This window comes from Streptomyces sp. GDS52 (assembly GCF_052246875.1).
GTDB classification, from domain to species: domain Bacteria; phylum Actinomycetota; class Actinomycetes; order Streptomycetales; family Streptomycetaceae; genus Streptomyces; species Streptomyces cathayae.
The window spans coordinates 6,395,248-6,418,955 of record NZ_CM125966.1 but is presented as its reverse complement, the minus strand read 5'-3'; the positions used below and the strand labels follow the sequence as shown (position 1 = coordinate 6,418,955).

22 protein-coding genes are annotated in these 23,708 nt (G+C 72.6%); 10 read left to right on the top strand and 12 right to left on the bottom strand.

What is annotated here, in order from left to right:
• Nucleotides 1-4: 4 nt before the first annotated feature.
• Nucleotides 5-475 (top strand): DUF5709 domain-containing protein, encoded by a 471-nt coding sequence (locus tag ACTWJ9_RS29400; protein WP_279337290.1) that lies wholly within the window; start codon nucleotides 5-7, stop codon nucleotides 473-475.
• A gap of 83 nt (nucleotides 476-558) precedes the next feature.
• Nucleotides 559-813 (top strand): type B 50S ribosomal protein L31, encoded by a 255-nt coding sequence (locus ACTWJ9_RS29395; protein WP_109380703.1) that lies wholly within the window; start codon nucleotides 559-561, stop codon nucleotides 811-813.
• Between the two features lie 29 nt (nucleotides 814-842).
• Here the strand turns inward: ACTWJ9_RS29395 and ACTWJ9_RS29390 are convergent, their stop codons facing one another.
• Complete coding sequence (locus tag ACTWJ9_RS29390) at nucleotides 843-1,637, bottom strand: metal-dependent hydrolase (protein ID WP_279337289.1); 795 nt, start codon at nucleotides 1,635-1,637, stop codon at nucleotides 843-845.
• Between the two features lie 145 nt (nucleotides 1,638-1,782).
• Between ACTWJ9_RS29390 and ACTWJ9_RS29385 the strand changes: the two genes are divergently transcribed.
• Complete coding sequence (locus ACTWJ9_RS29385) at nucleotides 1,783-4,296, top strand: DEAD/DEAH box helicase (protein WP_279337288.1); 2,514 nt, start codon at nucleotides 1,783-1,785, stop codon at nucleotides 4,294-4,296.
• Nucleotides 4,297-4,315: 19 nt separating this feature from the next.
• Entirely contained in the window at nucleotides 4,316-5,182 is an 867-nt protein-coding gene (locus ACTWJ9_RS29380; protein WP_279337287.1) for an acyl-CoA thioesterase, read from the top strand.
• Between the two features lie 262 nt (nucleotides 5,183-5,444).
• On the opposite strand, the gene ACTWJ9_RS29375 is transcribed toward ACTWJ9_RS29380, so the two are convergent.
• Nucleotides 5,445-5,858, bottom strand: coding sequence for a roadblock/LC7 domain-containing protein (locus ACTWJ9_RS29375; RefSeq protein ID WP_279337286.1), 414 nt, complete (start codon nucleotides 5,856-5,858; stop codon nucleotides 5,445-5,447).
• 280 nt (nucleotides 5,859-6,138) lie between these two features.
• On the opposite strand from ACTWJ9_RS29375, the gene ACTWJ9_RS29370 reads away from it, so the two are divergent.
• A complete protein-coding gene (locus tag ACTWJ9_RS29370) occupies nucleotides 6,139-6,771 on the top strand; it encodes a class I SAM-dependent methyltransferase (protein ID WP_443295931.1) in 633 nt (210 codons plus the stop codon).
• Between the two features lie 21 nt (nucleotides 6,772-6,792).
• On the opposite strand, the gene ACTWJ9_RS29365 is transcribed toward ACTWJ9_RS29370, so the two are convergent.
• Complete coding sequence (locus ACTWJ9_RS29365) at nucleotides 6,793-7,689, bottom strand: oxygenase MpaB family protein (protein WP_279337285.1); 897 nt, start codon at nucleotides 7,687-7,689, stop codon at nucleotides 6,793-6,795.
• Between the two features lie 189 nt (nucleotides 7,690-7,878).
• Nucleotides 7,879-8,061: a hypothetical protein gene (locus ACTWJ9_RS29360; protein ID WP_109380710.1), complete on the bottom strand. Its 183-nt coding sequence runs from the start codon at nucleotides 8,059-8,061 to the stop codon at nucleotides 7,879-7,881.
• A 332-nt stretch (nucleotides 8,062-8,393) separates the two neighbouring features.
• On the opposite strand from ACTWJ9_RS29360, the gene ACTWJ9_RS29355 reads away from it, so the two are divergent.
• Together ACTWJ9_RS29355 and ACTWJ9_RS29350 are read left to right on the top strand one after the other, a co-directional pair.
• The gene (locus ACTWJ9_RS29355; RefSeq protein ID WP_443295930.1) at nucleotides 8,394-11,351 is read left to right on the top strand and encodes an SNF2-related protein; all 2,958 of its coding nucleotides are present in this window, start codon (nucleotides 8,394-8,396) and stop codon (nucleotides 11,349-11,351) included.
• Complete coding sequence (locus ACTWJ9_RS29350) at nucleotides 11,348-12,697, top strand: SWIM zinc finger family protein (RefSeq protein WP_443294941.1); 1,350 nt, start codon at nucleotides 11,348-11,350, stop codon at nucleotides 12,695-12,697. Before ACTWJ9_RS29355 ends, ACTWJ9_RS29350 begins: the two co-directional genes overlap by 4 nt.
• 43 nt (nucleotides 12,698-12,740) lie before the next feature.
• Here the strand turns inward: ACTWJ9_RS29350 and ACTWJ9_RS29345 are convergent, their stop codons facing one another.
• Entirely contained in the window at nucleotides 12,741-13,064 is a 324-nt protein-coding gene (locus ACTWJ9_RS29345) for a hypothetical protein (protein ID WP_279337283.1), read from the bottom strand.
• A 470-nt stretch (nucleotides 13,065-13,534) separates the two neighbouring features.
• Nucleotides 13,535-14,701: a xylose isomerase gene (gene xylA, locus ACTWJ9_RS29340; protein WP_279337282.1), complete on the bottom strand. Its 1,167-nt coding sequence runs from the start codon at nucleotides 14,699-14,701 to the stop codon at nucleotides 13,535-13,537.
• A 114-nt stretch (nucleotides 14,702-14,815) separates the two neighbouring features.
• Here xylA and xylB point away from each other — a divergent pair, with 114 nt between their 5' ends.
• The 3 genes from xylB (at nucleotide 14,816) to ACTWJ9_RS29325 (ending at nucleotide 18,185) form a co-directional block, all read left to right on the top strand.
• Nucleotides 14,816-16,297, top strand: coding sequence for a xylulokinase (gene xylB, locus ACTWJ9_RS29335; RefSeq protein ID WP_279337281.1), 1,482 nt, complete (start codon nucleotides 14,816-14,818; stop codon nucleotides 16,295-16,297).
• A 65-nt stretch (nucleotides 16,298-16,362) separates the two neighbouring features.
• Nucleotides 16,363-17,598, top strand: a complete 1,236-nt coding sequence (locus ACTWJ9_RS29330; protein WP_279337280.1) for an ROK family transcriptional regulator — start codon at nucleotides 16,363-16,365, stop codon at nucleotides 17,596-17,598.
• A 188-nt stretch (nucleotides 17,599-17,786) separates the two neighbouring features.
• Nucleotides 17,787-18,185: a luciferase domain-containing protein gene (locus ACTWJ9_RS29325; protein ID WP_387035434.1), complete on the top strand. Its 399-nt coding sequence runs from the start codon at nucleotides 17,787-17,789 to the stop codon at nucleotides 18,183-18,185.
• 76 nt (nucleotides 18,186-18,261) lie between these two features.
• On the opposite strand, the gene ACTWJ9_RS29320 is transcribed toward ACTWJ9_RS29325, so the two are convergent.
• From ACTWJ9_RS29320 to ACTWJ9_RS29295, 6 genes are all read right to left on the bottom strand, one after another.
• On the bottom strand, nucleotides 18,262-18,456 hold the full coding sequence (locus ACTWJ9_RS29320) for a hypothetical protein (RefSeq protein WP_279337278.1): 195 nt from the start codon (nucleotides 18,454-18,456) through the stop codon (nucleotides 18,262-18,264).
• A gap of 103 nt (nucleotides 18,457-18,559) precedes the next feature.
• The gene (locus ACTWJ9_RS29315; protein WP_279337277.1) at nucleotides 18,560-19,423 is read right to left on the bottom strand and encodes a phosphatidylinositol-specific phospholipase C/glycerophosphodiester phosphodiesterase family protein; all 864 of its coding nucleotides are present in this window, start codon (nucleotides 19,421-19,423) and stop codon (nucleotides 18,560-18,562) included.
• 190 nt (nucleotides 19,424-19,613) lie between these two features.
• On the bottom strand, nucleotides 19,614-20,714 hold the full coding sequence (locus ACTWJ9_RS29310) for an acyl-CoA dehydrogenase family protein (protein ID WP_387035473.1): 1,101 nt from the start codon (nucleotides 20,712-20,714) through the stop codon (nucleotides 19,614-19,616).
• Nucleotides 20,715-20,788: 74 nt separating this feature from the next.
• Nucleotides 20,789-22,027, bottom strand: coding sequence for an acyl-CoA dehydrogenase family protein (locus ACTWJ9_RS29305; protein WP_387035431.1), 1,239 nt, complete (start codon nucleotides 22,025-22,027; stop codon nucleotides 20,789-20,791).
• Nucleotides 22,024-23,001 (bottom strand): NADPH:quinone oxidoreductase family protein, encoded by a 978-nt coding sequence (locus ACTWJ9_RS29300; RefSeq protein WP_279337275.1) that lies wholly within the window; start codon nucleotides 22,999-23,001, stop codon nucleotides 22,024-22,026. The genes ACTWJ9_RS29305 and ACTWJ9_RS29300 overlap by 4 nt, the downstream gene beginning before the upstream one ends.
• Before the next feature lie 94 nt (nucleotides 23,002-23,095).
• Complete coding sequence (locus ACTWJ9_RS29295; RefSeq protein WP_279337274.1) at nucleotides 23,096-23,668, bottom strand: helix-turn-helix domain-containing protein; 573 nt, start codon at nucleotides 23,666-23,668, stop codon at nucleotides 23,096-23,098.
• Between the last annotated feature and the right edge of the window lie 40 nt (nucleotides 23,669-23,708).

The following is a 23,708-nucleotide window of genomic DNA, read 5'->3' as shown; positions in this document are numbered from 1 at the left end:
ACCCGTGAACAGTTCCGGCGGTTGGGGAGACGATGTCTACCAGCCCGACGAGTCCGAGGTCCAGGACGACGCCGGACTGCTCGATGCCGAGGACACCCTCATGGACGACGGTGTGGACGACCCCCTCGACCGGGGCTGGTCCCCTCCCGAGCGGCCGTGGGCCGTGGAGCGCCGCGGTGTGACGGCGGCGGAGGGCCGCGCGGGCGAGACGCTGGACCAGCGGCTCGCCGAGGAGCTGCCCGAACCCGCGGCTCTCGACGGCGACGGTCTCGGCGACAGCGAGGGCACCGACGGCGAACTCCTGGACAACGAGGTCGGTGCCGCGCGCTCCGGCCGGCTCGTCGCTCCCGACGAGGGGGCGCACGAGGACGAGGAGACCGCCCTGGTGGCCACGGACGTCGGTATCGACGGTGCGGCGGCCTCGGCCGAGGAGGCCGCCATGCATGTCGTCGACGAGGACACCCTGCCCGGGTGACCCCTCCGTCTCCCCTGCCCGCCCCCCCCGGGCGAGGCACGTCGCACGAGTGACACGTCGCACGAGTCGCACGAGGAGCTTTCATGCAGCAGGACAAGCACCCCGACTACCACCCCGTCGTCTTCCGCGACCGGTCCGCCGGTTACGCCTTCCTCACCCGGTCCACCGCGACCAGCGAGCAGACCATCGAATGGGACGACGGCGAGACCTACCCGGTGGTGGAGGTGGAGATCTCCTCGGAGAGCCACCCCTTCTACACGGGCAAGGCACGCACCGTGGACACGGAAGGGCGCGTCGCCCGCTTCGAGCGCCGGTACGGCGGTGAGGGCTCCGGCTGAAGCCCCCGGGCGGGCCGGGGGCCACCGCCTCAGACCACGTTGAGCGCCACCACGCCGCCCACTCCGCCGAGCAGCATGAACGCCGGCATCAGCACCTTGATCTCCACCCAGCTGCCCGCCTTGAACCGCATCGCCTTCGGCGGTCCTACGGGGTACCAGCGCTTGCGGCCCACCGGTATGGGCCACAGGATCGGGCAGCCGGAGACGGTCAGCGCGTCCCCGATGTCGTGGACCAGCGCGCCCAGGACGATCGGCAGCCCCAGCCACAGGTACTCCTGGCCCGGTGCCGTGAACAGCCAGGCGGCGCCGTTGCCCGGCTGGTCCAGAATGCCCGCGAGGATCCACGCGCTGGTCGCGGCGAGCAGCCACACCAGTACATCGCTGCTGGCGCCCCGGGCCGCCCGCCACAGCAGGCCCTCGATGGCCAGCACCATGTGGACGAAGAGAATGGCCAGCACCGCCCACCGGCCGCCGGTGATCGCCAGAACGGAGGTGCCCCCGCCGATCAGGACCGCCCACAGCCAGGTGTGGGTGAGGGTGCGGTGACCGCCGGAGCGGCGCGGGTCGCCCGGCTTCCTGGTGGCCTTGTAGACGGCGGACGACAGCTTGTCGACGATCTCGCACAGTCTCCGGGAGACGGGCCCGAAGGCACGGGATATCGTCGCCGCCTTGTGGTCCAGGTCCGGGGCGAGGGCGGCGCCGGCGCAGATGAGCGCGCCGACCAGGAGCACCGGCCAGGGCATCGGTTTTCCTGCGGCGGCCGTCGCCGCTCCGACGCCGAGCCAGGCCGCGGCTCCCGACAGTGAGTGTGCTGGTCCCATCATCCCCGTTACCCGCCCCATTGCTCGTGTACAGCTGTCCGGTCGACCAGGTGCGCTGACGCCCCTCGGCGCCACAGCGTAGCCTTCGTGATCTTCGTTCCCGAATCCGATTCCCACGTGGGGCCCGGCGGCAGGCAAGATGGGGGGCGTGACCCTTATCGATCAGCTGCCGCCGACCGCCGACCCCGACGCCCTGTACGAAGCCTTCGAGTCGTGGGCCCAGGAACGCGGTCTCACGCTCTACCCCCACCAGGAGGAGGCGCTGATCGAGGTGGTCTCCGGGGCGAACGTGATCGTCTCGACACCCACCGGCTCGGGCAAGAGCATGATCGCGGCGGCCGCCCACTTCGCCGCGCTGGCGCGGGACGAGGTCACCTTCTACACGGCCCCCATCAAAGCCCTGGTGTCGGAGAAGTTCTTCGAGCTGTGCAAGATCTTCGGCACGGAGAACGTCGGCATGCTGACCGGCGACGCGTCCGTCAACGCCGACGCCCCGGTCATCTGCTGCACCGCCGAGGTGCTGGCGTCGATCGCGCTGCGCGACGGCAGGCACGCCGACGTCGGCCAGGTCGTCATGGACGAGTTCCACTTCTACGCGGAGCCGGACCGCGGCTGGGCCTGGCAGATCCCGCTGCTGGAACTGCCGCAGGCGCAGTTCGTCCTGATGTCGGCGACGCTCGGTGACGTCTCCTTCTTCGAGAAGGACCTCGCCCGCCGCACCGGCCGTCCCACCTCGGTGGTCCGCTCGGCGACCCGCCCGGTGCCGCTGTCCTACGAGTACCGCTACACCCCGCTCACCGAGACGCTCACCGATCTGCTGACGGCCCGGCAGGCTCCGGTGTACATCGTGCACTTCACGCAGGCCCAGGCGGTGGAGCGGGCCCAGGCGCTGATGAGCATCAACATGTGCACACGCGAGGAGAAGGACCGGATCGCCGACCTGATCGGCAACTTCCGCTTCACCACCAAGTTCGGCCGCAACCTCTCCCGCTACGTCCGGCACGGCATCGGTGTGCACCACGCCGGCATGCTGCCCAAGTACCGGCGGCTGGTGGAGAAGCTCGCGCAGGCCGGCCTGCTGAAGGTCATCTGCGGTACGGACACGCTGGGCGTGGGCGTCAACGTCCCGATCCGCACGGTGCTGTTCACCGCCCTGACCAAGTACGACGGGAGCCGGGTGCGCACGCTGCGGGCCCGTGAGTTCCATCAGATCGCGGGGCGCGCCGGGCGGGCCGGTTTCGACACCGAGGGGTTCGTCGTCGCTCAGGCCCCCGAGCACGTCGTCGAGAACGAGAAGGCTCTGGCCAAGGCGGGCGACGATCCGAAGAAGCGCCGCAAGGTCGTCCGCAAGAAGGCGCCCGAGGGGTTCGTCGCCTGGTCGGAGCAGAGCTTCGAGAAGCTCATCGGCTCCGATCCCGAACCGCTGACCTCCCGTTTCCGGGTGACGCACACGATGCTGCTGTCGGTGATCGCCCGGCCCGGCAACGCCTTCGAGGCGATGCGGCACCTCCTCGAGGACAACCACGAGCCGCGCAGGCAGCAGCTGCGGCACATCCGGCGGGCGATCGCCATCTACCGCTCGCTGCTGGACGGCGGCATCGTCGAGAAGCTGGACACGCCGGACGCCGAGGGCCGGACCGTCCGGCTGACCGTGGACCTTCAGCAGGACTTCGCGCTGAACCAGCCGCTGTCCACCTTCGCGCTGGCCGCGTTCGAGCTGCTGGACCCGGACTCGCCGTCGTACGCGCTCGACATGGTGTCCGCCGTGGAGTCCACGCTGGACGATCCGCGCCAGATCCTCGCCGCCCAGCAGAACAAGGCACGCGGCGAGGCGGTCGCCCTGATGAAGGCGGACGGCGTCGAGTACGAGGAGCGCATGGAGCGCCTCCAGGACATCACGTACCCGAAGCCGTTGGAGGAGCTGCTCTTCCACGCGTACAACACCTACCGCACGAGCCATCCCTGGGTGGGCGACCATCCGCTGTCGCCGAAGTCCGTGGTACGGGACATGTACGAACGGGCGATGTCCTTCACGGAGTTGGTGTCCCACTACGATCTGGCCCGCACCGAGGGCATCGTGCTGCGGTACCTGGCCAGCGCCTACAAGGCCCTGGAGCACACGGTCCCGGACGACCTGAAGTCCGAGGACCTCCAGGACCTGATCGCCTGGCTGGGTGAGATGGTGCGTCAGGTCGACTCCAGTCTGCTGGACGAGTGGGAGCAGCTGGCCAACCCCGCGGAGTTGACCGCCGAGGAGGCCCAGGAGAAGGCCGACCAGGTCAAGCCGGTCACCGCCAACGCCCGTGCCTTCCGGGTCCTGGTCCGCAACGCCATGTTCCGCCGGGTCGAGCTCGCCGCTCTGGACCAGGTCGACGCGCTGGGCGAGCTGGACGCGGAGGCCGGCTGGGACGCGGACGCCTGGGGTGAGGCGATGGACAAGTACTGGGACGAGTACGAGGAACTCGGCACCGGCCCCGACGCCCGCGGCCCCAAGCTGCTGCTGATCGAGGAGGTGCCGGCCGACGGCCTGTGGCGGGTCCGGCAGATCTTCGACGATCCGAACGGCGACCACGACTGGGGCATCAGCGCGCAGGTCGACCTCACCGCCTCCGACGCGGAGGGCCGTGCGGTCGTCCGGGTCACCGATGTCGGCCAGCTGTGAGCACAGGAGCGTTCCTCCCATGACGAATCCGACCGAGAGCCTCGTCGCCCTGCTCGATCTGGAGCAGATCGAGGTCAACATCTTCCGGGGCCGCAGTCCGCAGGAGTCGCTGCAGCGGGTCTTCGGCGGCCAGGTGGCAGGCCAGGCCCTGGTCTCCGCGGGCCGCACCACCGAGGGCGACCGCCCCGTGCACTCGCTGCACGCGTACTTCCTGCGCCCGGGGCGCCCCGGGGTGCCGATCGTGTACGAGGTGGAACGGGTGCGGGACGGGCGGTCGTTCACGACCCGCCGGGTCACCGCCGTGCAGCAGGGACGCACGATCTTCAATCTCACCGCCTCCTTCCACAAACCCGAACAGGGGAGTTTCGAGCACCAGCTGCCGCCGGCCCGCGCGGTTCCGGACCCCGAGTCGCTGCCGACGGTCACGGACGAGATCCGCGAGCATCTGGGCGCGCTGCCGGAGCAGTTGGAGCTGATGGCCCGCCGTCAGCCCTTCGACATCCGCTACGTGGACCGGCTGCGCTGGAACCGGGACGACGTCAAGGACGCCGAGCCGCGCAGCGCGGTGTGGATGCGCGCGGTCGGCCCGCTCGGCGACGATCCGCTGGTGCACACGTGCGCCCTGACCTACGCCAGCGACATGACCTTGCTGGACGCCGTCCGGATCCCGGTGGAACCGCTGTGGGGTCCGCGGGGCTTCGACATGGCGTCGCTGGACCACGCCATGTGGTTCCACCGCCCGTTCCGTGCGGACGAGTGGTTCCTGTACGACCAGGAGTCACCGATCGCCACGGGCGGGCGGGGGCTGGCCCGCGGGCGGATCTACGACCGCGCGGGGCGGATGCTGGTGTCCGTCGTCCAGGAGGGGCTGTTCCGGGCGTTGTAGGTCAGCGGGCCCCCGGTCGCCGGTTCCCGTCGCGCGATTCCGTGCCGGCGCCCGGCCCGGCGGGCGCCGGCCGGGCGCGGCGGGTGTGGCAGGCGTGGTCGTCGTGATGGTGTGGGTGGCGGTGTTCGCGGACATGCTCGTCTCCCCCGCGGAATGTGCGGGGCCGACGCGGTGTACGCCGACCCGGAGAGAACCGTATCCACTCCGTCACTCTCTGCGACAGCCCTGTGGATAACCCCGCGGGGGTGGACGAACGTGCGGGTCAGTTCCCGGCGAGACCGTTGGAGCCCGGTCGGCGGGCGTCCACGTCCAGATGTTCTCCGACCCGGTTGACCAGCAGGGTCATCTCGTAGGCGACCCGTCCGACGTCGGCCTCGGCCCCGCTGAGCACGCACAGGCAGCTGCCGGCGCCCGCCGCGGTGACGAAGAGCATCGCGTCGTCGAACTCGATCATCGTCTGGCGCATTCCGCCCGCACCGAAGTGCTGTCCGGATCCCTTGGCGAGGCTGTGCAGTCCGGACGACACGGCCGCCAAGTACTCCGCGTCCTCGCGGCGCAGTCCCGTGCTCGTCCCGGTCACCAGTCCGTCGTTGGACAGGACCAAGACGTGCCGCACCTGCTCGACACGCCTGGTCAGGTCGTCCAGCAGCCAGTCGAGTCCCTGATGTTGCGTCATTTCGCGCATCTCCCCCTTGCTCTTCCCCGTGTTGGTTCCCGTGGTTCCGTCCGTGGGCCTTTCCGTTCGCTTCCCCCGTGCGGTGCATCCCCTGGCAGGGAGATCCCCGTGGCCAGCCTTCCCCACGACCGGGCGCCGGACAAGGAGGTTAGGAGCCATGGGGCGGAAGGTGGCCGACGAGGAGTGGCGCGAGTTCGTCCTGCACGGAACCCGCACGAAATCCGCGCCGGCAAGCTCTCCACCGCCGGAGGGCGCGGTCCGGGCCGTCCGGTGGGGGATCATGCGGGACATGAGTGACGACCGCGCAGACGACCACACGCACGACCACACACACGTCCAGGAGTTCTTCACCGCGCGTGCCGCCGGCTGGGACCGCCGTTTCCCCGACGACGGTCCGGCCTACGCGGCCGCGGTCGCCGACCTCGGGCTGCGTGAGGGCGACCGGGTGCTCGACGCGGGCTGTGGCACCGGACGGGCCCTGCCGCCGCTGCGTGCCGCGGTGGGCTCCTCGGGAACGGTCCTCGGGGCGGAGCTGACGCCGGCCATGCTGCGGGAGGCCGCGGCCGCCGGACGGGACGGCGACGGCACGCTGCTGCTCACCGATGTCGCCGCACTGCCCCTGCGTTCGGGGGCGCTCGACGCCGTGTTCGCGGCGGGCCTCATCGCGCATCTGCCCCACCCGGCCGAAAATCTCCGTGAGGTGGCGCGGGTGGTGCGTCCCGGTGGGGTGCTGGCGTTGTTCCACCCGATCGGGAGGGCCGCGCTCGCCGCCCGCCAGGGCCGCTCGCTCACACCGGACGATCTCCGCGCGGAGCACAACCTCCGTCCGCTGCTGGCCGGTTCGGGCTGGCGCATGACGTCGTACGCCGACGAGGAAGCGCGGTTCCTGGCGCTGGCCGTCCGGGAGGACTGACCTCTTCGGCCACCCCGGCGCTCAGTCGGCGGGCGTGGTGTCCGGGTGCCGCACCGGGCAGCCGCCGAGGCCCGGCACCGGGTGGGTGCCCAGGTCCTCCAGCCGGTAGCCGTTCGGATAGCTCTTGATCTCCCGGTTCTGCCGGGCGAAGTGCGGGGCGCGCCGGGGCGGCAGCAGCCGGACCGCGCGGCCGCGCAGCCGCACCGCGCGGCGTACGCACACGCGTGTGGCGGCGCTCGGCGGGGTGTACCGGAAGGCCCGCAGGAGGGGGTCGTCGAGCAGGGCGAGTGTGGCGGTGCGCAGCAGCGGGGCGAGCGGGCGCGGGTACCAGGAGGTCATGAGACCGAGCGTGGCGTCCGAGACCCGGCGCGCGCCCTCGTCCCAGCCGAAGTGGGCCTGCTCGTAGGAGTCGAGGCAGCTCTCGAACTCCTCGTAGGAGCCGGGGATGTCCTGGATGCCCATGTGCCGACCGAGTGTCTGGTGGTGGACTGCGCCGGCGACGGTCTCGTGCCGCGACATCCTGCGCCACCCGTAGGCGTCGATCCACCGCTTGGGCATCACGACGAAGGTGCACAGGACGTACCGCATGTCGTCGTTGGGGATGTCGTAACTGCGGTGCATCCGGTTGATGCGGCGGATCGCGGTCCGGCCCCGGTCGCTGCCGAACCCGTGCTCGACGACGGCGTCCAGGAGGAGCGAGGTGTCGTCGTAGCGCTGCTGGGAGCGGTCCGTGAGCTCCGCGGTCTCGGCGAGCAGACGGCCGATGCGGGGAACGGCGTACGTGCGGTACAGGGCGAGTTCGAGCGACCGGGTGAAGTCCCAGGGGAATTCGTACGCCGCGCTGAGGCGGTAGATCTCCGTGGCGTCCCGGTACGGGTCCATCCGCCGGATGTGTTCCAGTCGCTCGAAGCGCTTCACCGCGCCGCCCCCTTCTGCCGCCGGACTTCGACTCTACTGTGCGTGGCGGGCTCCGTACGTCCGGTGAGGGTCACGGCGGTCCGCCGGGCGGCCGCGGTCGCGCCCGCGGACCCCGAGACGGTCGGCCCCGGATCCGAGCCGGGCCGGGGCCTGACCCGGCACCGGCCCGCCGGACGCGCCCCACCGGTCTCAGCGGCCCAGCTCCTTGCGCGAGACACGGCGCAGCCGGCTCCGCTGTGAAGGGTCCAGGGCGAGGTACGCGGCGGCCGGAACTCCCAGGACTATCAGGAGCGCCGCCCACCAGGGCAGCCAGATGAGCAGGATGAGCCCGGCCGCCACACCTCCCGCGGCGATCTTGGCGTTCTTCGACATGAGTGTCGCCTCCTTCGCGGCCGTTGCCGCTCTCTGTCGTGAAAACGGACCCGCGCCCTCGGCGGTTCCGACCGCGCCCCTGAGACGCCCCTGAGGTTCACCCCCTAGGCTTCCCTGAGGGCCACCGTCGATTCGTCGATTCACCGGCTCAGTGACTCGGTGACTCGGCGACTCGGCGGCTCACTGATGCATGGGGACGGAACACGACCGCGTCTCCATGGTGACCCGGTTCACCACCCAGGCATACCCGGTCACCCCCGGTCGTGTTGTACTCTCGGCGGCTCCGATGCCGCTAGTCAAGTTTGATGAATCGATGAAGCAAGGAATCCGTCATCGTCGCGCAGACGCCTCCCCCGCCGCACGCTCCCGCTCGGTACGCCGAACTGACCCGCTGTTCAGCCGTATTCGTACCCGGTGATCCGGCCCGCACCGGCCGGGTCGCCTTCTGGCGGCCCGACGGGTCGGCTCCCCCTGCCGTGGACGCGGCGTCGGTCGAGGAGCTGACCGTCGTCGTTCCCGGCGAGACCGGAGTGGAGACGGTGAGCGTCCCGGCGGCACTGCTGCCGGTACGCGCCGCGCTGCCCGTCCTCACCCGGGCACGGGCACGCGACGAAGGGCACCCTGCCGCCGTGTTCTGGGGCGCTGCCGCCGTGCACGCCCTGGGTCTGGTGGCGCGCGGACTGCTGCTGCCGGGACTGTCCCCGGCCGGCCACGACGCCTGGCGCACGGGGCCGCTGGACGCGGAGGACATCGAGGCGGTGCGCCGGCTGGCCGCCGCGATGCCGCCCGAGGCACACGCCCTGCCGGTGGACGGCCCCGGGCCGCTGCGCCTGCCCGATCCCGAACGGCTGCTGCGCGCCTTCCTCGACGCGGTCGCCGACACCTTGCCCCGCTCCCCCGCCGCACCCCTCGTCACCGGCGCCCCCGCCTACGCGGTACCACAGCGGCAGCACCTGCCCGAACTGCGCGACTGGGCCGCCGACGTCGCCGCGGGCCACGACGCCGGCGTACGCCTGTCCCTGCGCGTCGAGGTGCACGGCCTCACGGACCTGACGGGGCTCACGGATCCCCGGGACGACGACACCATGGACAGCGACACCATGGGTGACGACGGCGCGAACGCCACGTTCCGAGTGGTGCTCCAGGTGCACAGTGTGAGCGACCCCGCGCTCGTCGCGGACGCCACCGACGTGTGGGCCGGCCCCGCGCACGGCGCAGACGGCGCAGACGGCGGCTTCGGACCGCGCGCCCGGATGGACACGCTGCTCGCGCTCCGCCGTGCCGCCCGCGCCTGGGCCCCGCTCGCCCCCCTGCTGTCGGCGACCGTGCCGGACGCGGTCGACCTCGCCGACGAGGAGGTCACCGAGCTCCTCGGAGAGGGCACCAGGGCGCTCGCCGGCGCGGGCGTCGACGTGCACTGGCCCAGGGAGCTGACCCGCGAACTGACCACCCGCGCGGAGATCGGTCCCGCTGCCGACGAGCGGCGCCCCGAGCGCTCCGGGCGGCCCGATGTCGCGGGCGCCTCCCAGGGACCGTCCTTCCTGTCGGCCGACGCACTGCTCGCCTTCGACTGGTCGTTCGCCCTGGGCGACCGGCAGCTCACCCGCGCGGAGCTGGACCGGCTCGCGGAGACCAAGCGTCCCGTCGTGCGGCTGCGCGACCAGTGGGTGCTGCTCGACCCTCGGGAGGTGCTCCGCGCCCGTGCGCGCCACGACCACGAGGTGCGGCCCGTCGACGCGCTCGGGGCCGCCCTGACCGGCTCGGTGGAGGTGGACGGCCACCGGATCGAGGTGCGGCCCACCGGCTGGCTGGCGGCCCTGCGGGACCGTCTCGCCGACCCCGAGGGACAGCGGCCCGTCGCACAGCCGGCGGCCCTCGCCGCCACCCTGCGGGACTACCAGCGGCGCGGGCTGAACTGGCTGGCCCACATGACCTCCGTGGGCCTGGGCTGCTGTCTCGCCGACGACATGGGCCTCGGCAAGACCATCACCCTGATCGCCCTGCATCTGCACCGGCAGTCCGACCCCGTGTCCGCCGGACCCACCCTCGTGGTGTGCCCGACCTCCCTGATGGGCAACTGGCAGCGGGAGATCGAACGGTTCGCGCCCGGTACACCGGTACGCCGCTTCCACGGTGCACGGCGCTCGCTGGACGACCTGGCCGAGGGCGAGTTCGTCCTCACCACGTACGGCACCATGCGCCTGGACGCTCCCCGGCTCGCCGAGGTGGACTGGGCCATGGTCGTCGCCGACGAGGCCCAGCACGTGAAGAACCCCTACGCGGCGACGGCCCGGCAGCTGCGCTCCATCGGCGCACGCGCGCGCGTGGCGCTCACCGGCACGCCCGTGGAGAACAACCTCTCGGAACTGTGGGCCATCCTGGACTGGACGACGCCCGGCCTGCTCGGCCGGCTCGGCACCTTCCGCAGGCAGTACGCGGAGGCCGTGGAGAGCGGGCAGGACCCGGCAGCGGCAGAGCGGCTGGCCCGGCTGGTGCGGCCGTTCCTGCTGCGCCGCCGCAAGTCGGACCCCGGGATCGCGCCCGAGCTGCCGCCGAAGACGGAGACGGACCATCCGGTGTCGCTCACCCAGGAGCAGACGGGGCTGTACGAGGCCGTGGTGCGGGAGGCCCTCGCCGAGATCTCCGGTACCGACAGCATGGCGCGACGGGGAATGATCGTGAAGCTGCTGACCGGGCTCAAGCAGATCTGCAACCACCCGGCGCAGTTCCTCAAGGAGGACCGTCCGGTGCTCGCTGGGCGGTCCGGGAAGCTGGAGTTGCTGGACGAGCTCCTCGACACGGTGCTCGCCGAGGAGGCCGGGGTGCTGGTCTTCACGCAGTACGTGCGGATGGCCCGTCTCCTGGAGCGTCACCTCGCCGCACGGGGCGTGCCGTCGCAGTTCCTGCACGGCGGCACGCCGGTGGCCGGGCGCGAGGCGATGGTGCGGCGTTTCCAGGACGGCGAGGTCCCGGTCTTCCTGCTGTCGTTGAAGGCCGCGGGCACGGGCCTGAACCTCACCCGTGCCGAGCATGTCGTGCACTACGACCGCTGGTGGAACCCCGCCGTCGAGGCGCAGGCGACGGACCGCGCGTACCGCATCGGCCAGACCCGGCCGGTACAGGTGCACCGGCTGATCGCCGAGGGCACGATCGAGGACCGCATCGCCGCGCTGCTGGTCCGCAAGCGCGAACTGGCGGACGCGGTGCTCGGCTCCGGGGAGGCGGCGCTCACCGAACTGACGGACGCCGAACTGGCGGATCTGGTGGAACTGCGAGAGGGAGCACGATGAGCCGGTACGACGCTGCGGAGACCGACGACCGCGACGCCGACGGTCACGAGGCCGACGGAGATGCGGCCGGCGGTGAAGCCTCCGGGACGGAGCGGACGTTCGCCGCGCTGCCTCCCGCGCGGGGGCGTGGTTTCGCGCAGACCTGGTGGGGCCGGGCCTGGCTGACGGCGCTGGAGGGCACGGCCCTGGACGCCCAGCAGCTGAAGGCGGGGCGCGGGCTCGCCCGCGCGGGAGCGGTCGGCGCGGTGTCCGTGCGTCCGGGACGCATCACGGCCGTCGTACAGGACCGCGACCGCACGGCGCACCGGGCGGACGTCCTGCTCCAGGAGCTGTCCGACGAGCAGTGGGACCGTTTTCTGGGCATGGCCGTCGAACGGGCCGGACATGTGGCGGCGCTGCTCGACCGGGAGATGCCGCCGCATCTGGTGGAGGACGCGGAGTCGGCCGGGGTCGAACTGCTGCCGGGCCTGGGCGATCTGGAGCCGGAGTGCGCCTGCGGGGCCTGGGACCACTGCGGTCACACGGCGGCGCTCTGCTACCAGGTGGCCCTGCTGCTGGACCAGGACCCGTTCGTCCTGTTCCTGCTGCGGGGGCGCGGTGAGCGGGCCCTGCTGGACGCGCTCCGGTCGCATGCCGGGACACACCCGGAGAAGCGGTCCCGCCCGGAGGGCGTGGACGCGGCCGAGGCGTTCGCGGCGGGCGGCATCCGGCCGGGGCTGCCCGCCGCTCCCCCGCTGCCCGCGGCGCCGGGGGTGCCTCCGTCGCTGGACACGGACGGGCCTCCCCCTGCCGGGATCGACCCGTCCGCCCTGGGGTTCCTCGCCGCACGGACCTCCGCGCAGGCCCGTCACCTGCTCGCGGAGGCGCTCCGGGACGGGCATGAACGGCAGCCGGTGGAGCCGGATCCGACGGCGGCTCAGGACGCGGTGCGGCTGGCCGCCGGTGACCCGGCGCGCGCCGTGGCGGACCGGCTCGCCGCCGGTTCGGGGCGTGGCCGGGAGGGGCTGGCCGTGGCCGTACGGGCCTGGCGCCAGGGTGGTACGGCGGCGCTGGCCGTGCTCGACGAGGAGTGGACGGTGGACGCCGAAGCGCTCGCACGCGCACGTGCGGCCCTCGAGTCGGCCTGGGCCGAGGGCGACGAGGGCGAACGGCCGGTGTTCCGGACCCGTGCCAACCGCTGGACCGTCGTCGGTGCGCCGGTCCAGCTGCGGCTGGGACGCGACGGCCGCTGGTGGCCGTACCGCAAGGAGCGCGGCCGCTGGGTCCCGGCGGGAGGCGCCGCCCAGGACCCGGCGACGGCCCTGGCGTCGGCGAGGGCGGAGCTCCACGCCGGGAGAACGGCCTGAAACAGTCTCACCCGGAAGACGCCGTGTACGTGTCTGGCCCGGGTCAGCGCAACCCGGCCTCGTCCAGGGGCGGGAGGAGCGATTCGAGCCCGCTCGGCAGATTGCTGGGCACGCCGCTCGGCAGCTCGGTCGGCAGACCGCTGGGCAGTTCGCTCGGGAAGTCCGACGGCAGCTCGGTGGGGAAACCGGACGGCAGCAGGCTCTCCAGACCGCTGGGCAGCTCGGACGGGACGCCCGGGGACGGGTCGGGCGAGCCGGGGGCGCCCGTGCTGCTCCCGGTGGGTTCTTCGTCCGGCGCGTCGTCGCCTCCCGAGGCCATCAGCACGACCACGAAGACGGCCGCCACGGCCACGATCGCCGCGAGCACGATGAGCAGGAGGTTCCTGCGCCCGCCGGGACCCCGTCCCGATCCGCCCCCGTCGCCTGGCGGGTCCTGCGGCGGATCGTGAGGCGGAGGCGGGCCGGGCGGAGGGGGGTCCGGCGGCGGAGGTGCGCCGCCGTACGAGGGGGGTCCGAAGCCGCCGCCCGGGGGCGGCGTGTCACCCGGCGGGCCGGACGGCTGGGGCGGTACCGGTGGCTTGGCCATACCGGCCATGGTCGCCTCGGACGCGCTCCCGGCGCGAGCGTCCCGCACGGAATTCGACACGGAGCCGGGGCACGGGCCCGAGCCCGCGGCGTGCTCCGCGCGGAGGCCGGGCCGTGCGGTACCGCGCGCCACCGCCCGATCCCGTGGTCCCCGTGGTCCTCGTGATCCCGGGTGAGCGCGGCCGCCACGCGAAGCAGCACGTCGGCCACGCTCACACCGTCCCGGACCCTCTGCTCCCCGGGGCCCGAGGTTCAGCCCCGGGCGCCCAGCAGGTGGTCCATCGCCAGCTGGTCGAGGTGCTCGAAGGCCATGCCGCGCGCGGCGGCGGTGTCGGCGTCGAAGTCCTCGAAGGCCGACCGGTCGCCGAGCAGTGCCTGGAGGCCGTCGGCCGCCGTGGGCTGGGCCAGCTGGTCCAGGCGGGCCGCGCGCAGCGCCTCCTGCACCTCGGGGTCGGAACGGAAGGCCGCCGCGCGGTCCTTGAGGATCAGGTAGTTGCGCATGCAGCCCGCCGCCGAGGCCCACACCCCGTCGAGGTCCTCGGTCCGCGGCGGCTTGAAGTCGAAGTGCTTCGGGCCGCTGTAGCCGGCTGACTCCAGCAGGTCCACCAGCCAGAACGCGGCACGCAGGTCACCGGCGCCGAACCGGAGGTCCTGGTCGTACTTGATGCCGGACTGGCCGTTGAGGTCGATGTGGAACAGCTTGTCCGCCCACAGCGCCTGCGCGATGCCGTGCGGGAAGTTCAGCCCGGCCATCTGCTCGTGGCCGACCTCCGGGTTGACGCCGTACAGCTCCGGCCGCTCCAGGCGCTCGATGAAGGCCAGGGCGTGGCCGACGGTGGGCAGCAGGATGTCGCCGCGCGGCTCGTTCGGCTTCGGCTCGATGGCGAAACGGAGGTCGTAGCCCTGGGAGGTGACGTACTCGCCGAGCAGGTCGAAGGCCTCCTTCATGCGGTCCAGGGCGACCCGTACGTCCTTGGCGGCGCCGGACTCGGCGCCCTCGCGGCCGCCCCAGGCCACGTACACCTGGGCACCGAGTTCGACCGCGAGGTCGATGTTGCGGATGGTCTTGCGCAACGCGTAGCGGCGCACGTCGCGGTCGTTGGCGGTGAACGCGCCGTCCTTGAACACCGGGTGGGTGAAGAGGTTGGTCGTCGCCATCGGCACCTTCATCCCGGTGGCGTCCAGCGCCTGCCGGAACCGCTTGATGTGTCCCTCGCGCTCGCTGTCGCTCGAGCCGAAGGGGATCAGGTCGTCGTCGTGGAAGGTGACGCCGTGAGCCCCCAGCTCGGCCAGGCGCTGCACCGACTCGACCGGGTCGAGGGCGCGTCGGGTGGCGTCACCGAACGGGTCGCGTCCCTGCCAGCCGACGGTCCACAGACCGAAGGTGAACTTGTCCTCGGGGGTGGGCCGGTAGTTCATGCCGTGGCTCCTTGCTCGCTGAGGCTATTTCGTCATGGCGATTTACAAATTAGTATGCAGGAGCAGCTCTGGGAAGAGAGACACCCCGCTGAACCGCGGAAGAGGGAGAAACCGATGTCAGCAGCCGAGGGTCCGCTCGTCGTCGGCGTGGACACATCCACCCAGTCCACCAAGGCGCTGGTCGTCGACGTGGCCACCGGACGCGTCGTCGCGAGCGGCCAGGCACCGCACACGGTGACCTCGGGGGCGGGCCGGGAGAGCGATCCGCGCCAGTGGTGGGACGCCCTGTGCGAGGCACTGCGCCAGTGCGGGCAGGCGGCGCACGAGGCCGCCGCGGTGTCGATCGGCGGCCAGCAGCACGGGCTGGTCACCCTGGACGAGCGGGGCGAGCCGGTGCGTCCGGCACTGCTGTGGAACGACGTGCGCTCCGCGCCGCAGGCCCGCCGGCTGACCGAGGAACTGGGCGGCGCGAAGTTCTGGGCCGAGCACACCGGAAGCGTGCCGGCCGCCTCGTTCACGGTCACCAAGTGGGCCTGGCTGGCGGAGCACGAGCCGGACGCGGTCCGCGCCACCAAGGCCGTCCGGCTCCCCCACGACTACCTCACCGGACGGCTCACCGGCCAGGGCACCACCGACCGCGGCGACGCCTCCGGCACCGGATGGTGGGCCTCCGGAACCGAGTCGTACGACGAGGAGATCCTCGCGCATGTGGGACTCGACCCGGCGCTGCTGCCCCGTGTCGTACGGCCCAAAGAGGTGGCCGGGACCGTACGCGCCCATCCTGACCTGCCGTTCTCCAAGGGCACCCTGGTGGCGTGCGGTACCGGGGACAACGCGGCCGCCGCGCTGGGCCTCGGTGTGCGGCCCGGTACCCCGGTGATGAGCCTCGGCACCTCGGGCACGGTGTACGCGGTGTCGCGGCGCCGGCCGACCGATCCGACCGGCATCGTGGCGGGCTTCGCCGACGCGCGCGGCGACTGGCTGCCGCTCGCCTGCACGCTCAACTGCACGCTCGCCGTGGACCGGGTCGCGACCCTGCTGGGCCTGGACCGCGAGGCCGTCGAACCGGGCCACGGCATCACGCTCCTGCCCTTCCTCGACGGTGAGCGCACCCCCAACCTCCCGCACGCGTCCGGCCTGCTGCATGGGCTGCGCCATGACACGACCGGCGGTCAGCTGCTCCAGGCCGCCTACGACGGTGCCGTGCACTCCCTGCTCGGCGCGCTCGACCGCGTCGTCGGCAAGGACGACGAGAAGGGCCAGAAGGGCCAGAACGACAAGGACGCCGACCCGTCGGCGCCCCTGTTGCTGATCGGCGGCGGCTCCCGGGGCACGGCCTGGCAGCAGACCGTGCGACGGCTCTCGGGCCGGGCCGTGCAGGTGCCCGAGGCGCGGGAGCTGGTGGCGCTCGGTGCGGCGGCGCAGGCGGCCGGCCTGCTCACCGGGGAGGACCCGGCCGCGGTCGCCCGCCGCTGGGACACGGCGGCGGGGCCGGTGCTGGAGCCGGTGGAGCGGGACGAGGAGACGCTGGCCAGGATCGCCGGGGTACTCTCCGACGCGGCCCCGCTCCTGGAGCGGGGCACGGACACCGACTGAGGCCTTCGCCGGCGGACACCGGCCCCGGCCACACCGTGACAGAACCGACGAGGACTGACGGAGGCATGAGCGCACCGCTGCACGAGACCCGCCCGGCCGGCTCGGGGCGGGTACCGCCCCCTCCCGGTCCGGGACGGACACTGCCCGACACCCAGCAGGGCATGCGCCGCCGCAACCTCTCACGGGTGATGCACACCGTCAGCGCCGAGGGGCCGCTGTCCCGGGCCGCCGTCGCCTCACGCATCGGCCTGACCCGGGCGGCGGTGTCCACCCTGGTCGACGAGCTCATTCGCTCGGGCCTGCTGGAGGAACTGGGCCCCGAGCGACCGGGACGCGTGGGCCGGCCGGGCTCGGCGCTCGCCGTCAGCGGGCGCGGTCCGGCCGGAATCGGTGCCGAGATCGGCGTCGACCATCTCGCGGTGTGCGCGGTCGATCTGCGGGGACGGGTCCGGGCACGGGCGGTACGGCACGTCCCGAACCGCGGCCGCTCCCCCGGACCGGTGATCGAGGAGCTGACCGGACTCCTGCTCCGGGTCGTCGCCGAGGCCGAGGGGGAAGGGCTGTGGCCGGCCGGGCTCACCGTGGCCGTGCCGGGCCTGGTGGCACGGGACGCCCGGACCGTCGTACGCGCGCCGAACCTCGGCTGGCGCGACACCGACCTCGGTGCCCTGCTCCCGGCGCGGTTCCCACTGACCGTGGCCAACGAGGCCAACTGCGGCGCGCTGGCCGAACTCTGGCTCGGCGAGGGCACACCGCGCGACTTCCTCCATGTGTCGGCCGAGATCGGCATCGGCGCCGCCGTGGTCGTGGACGGGCGGCTGTTGCACGGAACCCGGGGCTTCGCGGGCGAGTTGGGGCACGTGCCGGTACGGCCCGACGGCCCGGAGTGCGGCTGCGGTGGACGCGGCTGCCTGGAGCAGTACGCCGGTGAGCGGGCGGTGCTGCGCGCCGCCGGTGTGGAGCCGGGCGAGGACCGCGTGGGCCTGCTCGCCGGCCGTGCCGAACAGGGCGACCCCGCCGTACGGCGTGCCCTGCACGACGCGGGGACGGCGCTCGGCATCGCGCTGACCGGGGCGGTCAACCTCCTGGACCCGGAGAGCGTCGTGCTGGGTGGCGCGCTGTCCGGGCTCGCGCCCTGGCTGCTGCCCTCGCTCCGCTCCGAACTGGCCCGGCGCACGGCGGGCCCGGCCTGCACCGTCTCGGTGTCGGCCCTGGGCCCCGAGGGCCCCCTGCTGGGCGCGGCGCACTCGGTGGTCCGGGGGGTCCTGGACGACCCGGCTGCGGTCGCCGGGAGGGCCTGAGCCCCCTGCCCCTGCCCCCGGGTTCCGGCCCTGGCCCTTGTCGCACACGAGGACGGGAGCACCGTGTGCGGTCACCAGGTGGCCCGCTGTCACGATGTGATCATGGGTAAGGGGTGCGCCGCCTCACCGATCGATTACGAAACGCCCAACTACTGGTTGCCGCACGATGAGCGGGTCACTATGAGGCCATGAAACCGGCGCAGCGAGCCATGGAGCTACTTCGGACCTGGCCCGACCTCACCGCCTGCAAGGCAGCTTGCGGTACCGGACAGGCTCTCCGCTCCACTCGCGAAGAGATCGTCCACTTCCACTCCGAACGGGACGTCGACCTCCACCTGACCCGCCGCGCCATTCAGCGCTTCCACTACGATCTGAACGCCTCGACCGCGATCCAGCTGACCCCGGGGTCGAGTTGGGTGACGGTGCATCTGGACTGCGCCACCGACGTGGACCTGCTGCTGAGCCTGGTGAGCGTCGCGCTCAAGGCCCACCAGACCCCACCGCCCCCCTCCTGCGCACCGACGACCGCCGGGTGCAATTTCCACCGGGTCACGGTGCTGCCGCGCGACGCGGTGACCGAACGCTGAGAAAGCCGAAAACGCCGGGAAAGAAGAAAACCCTCGAAACTCCGAGAACGCCGAGTCACCCGGCGGGCCCCGGGTCCTACGGCCGCAGACCGCTGACGATGTCCGCCGTCGCGGTCAGACCGCTGTGGATGGTGGGGGCGATGCTGGTACTGGCCAGAGAGAACCCGAGCAGCAGACAGACCAGAGCGTGCGAGAGCTTCAGTCCGCCGTTGCGCAGGAAGATCACCGCCAGGACCGCGAGCAGCAGCACCACAGAGATGGAAACGGCCATCGTCAACCTCCTCCGCCACGTCTGCTTCGCGGCGTTCGGCCGTAAGTGTGGCGTAGCGGAGGGTTCGTCCGGGCGGCTGACCTGTCCTCCGAACGTGTGGTGTCTACCGCGGGCGGTACGCGTCGAGGAAGGATTCCAGTCCCGCCAGGTCGTCGGTGTTGAGGTGGTCGACGTCGGCGGCGGCCAGTTCGCCCCACAGGGCGTCCCGGGCGGGGCCCGGCTGGTCCGGGGTGGCCCAGAAGCGCACTCGCCGGCCGCGCGCGTGCGCGCCGCCCACGATGTCCCGCAGTTTTTGGCGCTCGGCGGCGGGGAAGGCGCCGACGCCCCGCCAGGTGAAGTGCAGCGTCCAGTTGTCGCTGATCAGCGGGATGAGCGAGGCCCTGGCCGGCCCGCCGAGGTCGGTCAGCCTGCCGTCGTAGAAGGCGTGCCGCACCCGCTGGGCCTCCATGGGCGCGCGGGCCGCGCGATCTCCCGAGACGACGGCGGTGACCGGTCCGGGCAGCACCCGGCCGTCGACACAGGTGGTGAACAGATGCCGGTACCGGCGCAGGCGGCGGTCGAGTTCGAGGTAGGTGGACGCGCCCTCGGTCTTGATGTCGACGAGGAGTTGGAGCGGCTCCCGGTGTCCCCGGTACACCGAGCCGCGCTGGGCCCGTACCCGGGCGGCGAGCGGGTCGAGGTAGAGGGACTCGAGAGTACGGGACGGGTCGAGGTCCTCGGGGTCGTGGGCGACGAGGAGTTGGCCGCCCACGAGGAAGATGTCGGCCTCGACGCTGCCGAACCGGTGGTCGAGTGCGTCGAGGAGGGGGCGCGGGTGTACGTAGTCGTTGTGGGCGTGGGCGCGCCACAACGGACGTGGGTGGTGCCGCTGTTCCCCGGCCAGCGCCTCGGCGGCGGGCAGCGCCACCGAGCCCGCGAAGGCTGCGCCGAGGGTGGTGAGGGCTCTGCGACGGGTGGTGAGGGCCATGCTCTGCCTCCCTGGAAGTGCCGTACGGGACCACTGGAGTATGAGGTCGGCACGCACCCGGAAAGCAGTGCTGTGCGGGGAGTTGGCCGATCCGCCGTCACGCGTTCACCTCGCCGGGGCCGAGTACGCGAAGGAGCCCGCCCCGTGCGGGGCGGGCTCCTTCGACCGGGACCGGGCGCGTGACGGTGTCTCAGGGCGCCCGCAGGTCGACCAGTTCGGCCAGCGCCTCTCGATGGGCACCCGCCGTGCCGTAGGCGAGGGAGTCGGCCTTGGCCCGCTTCAGGTACAGGTGGACCGGATGCTCCCAGGTCATGCCGATGCCGGCGTGCAGTTGCAGCGCCTCCTCGGCGGCGTGGACGGCGACCTGTCCCGCGTAGGCCTGCGCGACTGCGACAGCCACATCGGCATCCCGGTCGGCGGACAGGGCCGCGGCGGTGTTGCGGGCCGCCGCACGGAGGTTGACGACCTCCAGCCACAACTGGGCGAGCCGGTGCTTGAGCGCCTGGAAGCCGCCGACCGGCCGGTTGAACTGCCTGCGGTCCTTCAGATAGCGGACGGTCTCCGTCAACGCCCAGTCGGCGAGGCCGAGTTGTTCCGAGGCCAGCAGTCCGGCGCCGGCTCGCAGCGCCCGTCGCACGGCGGGTTCGGCGTCGCCCAGCCGGCGTCCCCGGGCGCCGTCGAGGACGACCGTGGCGACGGGGCGGGTGAGGTCCAGGGACGTCTGACCGGTGACGGTGACCGCGTCCGCCTCGACGGCGTACAGCCCGCCGTCGTCCGCCGGTACGAGCAGCACGTCGGCCGCGGCGGCGTCGGCGATACCGGTCAACTCGCCGTGCAGTACGCCGTCCACCGCCCGGGCGGTGGCGAAGGACGCGCCGGGCGCGGTGTGCAGCCCGACAGCGAGGACGCCGATCCGGCGCGCGGACGCCAGGGAGGCCAGCACGTCCTCCCCGTCCGCGCTCCCGTCCGCGCAGGCCAGCAGCGCCTCGGTGGCCACGACGGCGCTGCTCAGGTAGGGCACGGGGGCGACAGCCCGCCCCAGCTCCTCCAGTACGACCGCGGCCTCCCGGTGGGTGGCGCCCTGACCGCCGCGGTCCTCGGGCACCAGCAGACCGGCCAGACCCATGCCGTCGGCGAGCGACTTCCACAGGGCCAGGTCGTGCGGGGTGTCCGACTCGATGCGGGAGATCACCCCGGCCGCGTCGCAGTGGTCGGTGAGCAGGTCCCGGACGGCGGCGCGCAGCGCCTCTTCCTCCTCCGAGTAGAGCAGGTCGGGCTGCGGGTCCTCCAGGTGCGTCGCGCTCGTCGTGCTGCTCGCGCCCACCGTGTTCGTCGGGTTCATCGGGTTCATCGGGTTCATCGGGTTCATCGGGCCAGGTCCTTCCACGCGACGTCCTTGTCGGTACGCGGCTCGGACGGCAGCCCCAGGACGCGTTCGGCGACGATGTTCAGCAGGACCTCGCTCGTCCCGCCCTCGATGCTGTTGCCCTTGGAGCGGAGGTAGCGGTAGCCGGCATCGCGGCCGGTGAAGTCGACCAGTTCGGGGCGGCGCATGGTCCAGTCGTCGTACAACAGGCCGTCCGCGCCGAGGAGTTCCACTTCCAGACCGCTGATCTGCTGGTTGAGGCGGGCGAAGCCCAGCTTCATCCCGGCGCCTTCGGGACCGGGCTGGCCGACCGCGAGCCGCTGGCGGAGGCGTTCGCCGGTGAGCCGGGCGACCTCGGCCTCCACCCAGAGCCCCAGCAGGCGCTGGTGCAGGTCGTGGGTGCGCAGTTCGGGGTGCTCGCGCCAGGCCTTCGCGACCGGGCCGATCATGCCGCCCTCGCGGGGCAGCCGCGTGCCGCCGATGGCGACGCGTTCGTTGTTGAGCGTGGTCTGCGCGACCCGCCAGCCGTCGCCGACCTCACCGAGGCGGTGGGAGTCGGGGATGCGGACGCCGGTGAGGAAGACCTCGTTGAACTCGGCCTCGCCGGTGATCTGGCGCAGCGGCCGCACCTCGACACCGGGGTCGGTCATGTCGCAGACGAAGTAGGTGATGCCCTGGTGCTTGGGCACCTCCGGGTCGGTGCGGGCGATGAGGATGGCCCAGCGGGCGAGATGCGCGCTGGAGGTCCACACCTTCTGCCCGTCGACCACCCAGTCCTCGCCCTCACGGACCGCCCGGGTGCCGAGGGCGGCCAGGTCGGATCCGGCGCCCGGCTCGCTGAACAGCTGGCACCAGACCTCCTCGCCGGTCCACAGCGGGCGGAGGAAGCGCCGCTTCTGCTCCTCCGTGCCGTACTGCAGGATCGTCGGCGCCGCCATGCCCAGGCCGATGCCGATGCGCCGCGGGTCGTTGTCGGGTGCCCCGGCGGCCTCCAGTTCGGCGTCGACGACGGCCTGGAGGGAGCGGGGGGCGCCGAGTCCGCCGAGCCCCTCGGGGTAGTGCACCCAGGCGAGGCCCGCGTCGAAGCGGGCGCGCAGGAAGTCGAGGCGGTCGGTGCCGGCGAACGAGGGGGGCGGGCCCGCAGGGCCCTCGGTCGAGGGTGGTGGCGGGAGACGGGTGGGCGGCTGCGCGGCCAGCAACTCCCGGGTGCGGCGCCTCAGTTCGGTGGCGTCGATCATGCCGCTGCTCCGTTCTGCGGTACGGGCAGCACGGCGACGCGTCCGGTGGTGACTCCGTCCGCGACCCGCTGCACGGCGTCGGCGGCGCCGGTGAGCGGCACGCGCTCGCTGACCAGCGGCTTGACGGCACCGCGTGCGGCCAGGTCGGTGAGCTGCTCGTGGCAGTGCTGGACCAGCTTGGGGTTCTTGGTGTTGTACAGGCCCCAGTGCAGGCCGAGGATCGAGTAGTTCTTCACCAGGGCGTGGTTCAGCGCCGGGCTGGGAATCGTGCCACCGGCGAAGCCGACGATCACGATGCGGCCCTCGAAGGCGACGACCTTGGCGGACTGGGCGTAGGCCTGACCGCCGACCGGGTCGTAGATCACGTCGGCGCCCCTGCCGCCGGTGGCGTCCTTCACCGCGGCGATGACGTCCTGCTCACGCCGGTCGATCACCACGTCACAGCCCAGTTCCCGGGCGACGGCCACCTTCGCGGCGCCGCCGACCACGCCGATGACGGTGGCGCCGGCTGCCTTGCCCAGTTGCACGGCCGCGCTGCCGACGCCGCCCGCCGCGGCGTGCACGAGCAGGGTCTCACCGGCCTCCAGACCGGCCCTGCGGTGCAGCCCGAACCAGCCGGTCTGGTAGCCGATGTGCAGGGCGGCGGCCTCGGCGTCGTCCAGCGCGTCCGGGGCGTCCCGCAGCGCGGTGGCGTCCGCGACGGCGTACTCGGCGAACCCGCCGTACGGCAGCACGGGGTTGGCGATCACCCGGCGTCCGTCCTCGGTCTCACCGCAGATCTCCAGGCCCGGGGTGAACGGCAGCGGCGGCCTGACCTGGTACTGGCCCCGGCACATCAGCGCGTCCGGGAAGTTGATGTTCGCGGCGCGCACCTTCAGCAGGACCTGGCCCTCGCCGGGCACCGGCCGCGCCACCTCTGCGAGGCGCATGACCTCGCCCGGCTCACCGTTCTCGTGCACTTGCCATGCCTGCATGCGGAGCCTCCACGGGACTGTGAACGTCGTGTTCGCCTGACCGGGTCACTCGCATACTAAGCGGTCGCTTGCCGACAGGGAACCGTCGCGTGCGTCACGGCCGCCTGGGGCGTGCCCGTACGTGCATCCGCTCCCCCTGCGGGCCGAACAGGCTGAGGAACTCCACCGGCCCCTCCCCCGTCGACCCGAACCAGTGCGGCACGCGCGTGTCGAACTCCGCCGCCTCCCCCTCCGTCAGCACCACGTCGTGCTCGCCGAGCACCATCCGCAGCCTGCCGGAGAGCACGTACAGCCACTCGTAGCCCTCATGGGTGCGGGGTTCCGGCTCGAGCCTGCGCTGCGGTTCGAGCACCTTGTACGCCTGGAGCCCGCCGGGCTGGCGGGTGAGCGGCCAGTGGGTGCGGCCGTGGCGCTGGATCGGCTTGGAGCGGACGCGCGGATCACCGACCGGCGGCGCGCCGACCAGTTCGTCCAGCGGCACCTGGTGGGCCTGGGCGATCGGCAGCAGCAGTTCCAGGCTGGGTTTGCGCAGCCCGGACTCCAGCCGGGAGAGAGTGCTCACGGAGATGCCGGTCGCCTCGGACAGCGCGGCGAGCGTCACCTCCCGTTCCTTCCTGATCCGCCGCAGCCGGGGGCCCACATCCGCGAGAACGTCATCCGTGGTCATACCGGCATTGCAGGATCGGCAAAGACATTTGTCAATCCCG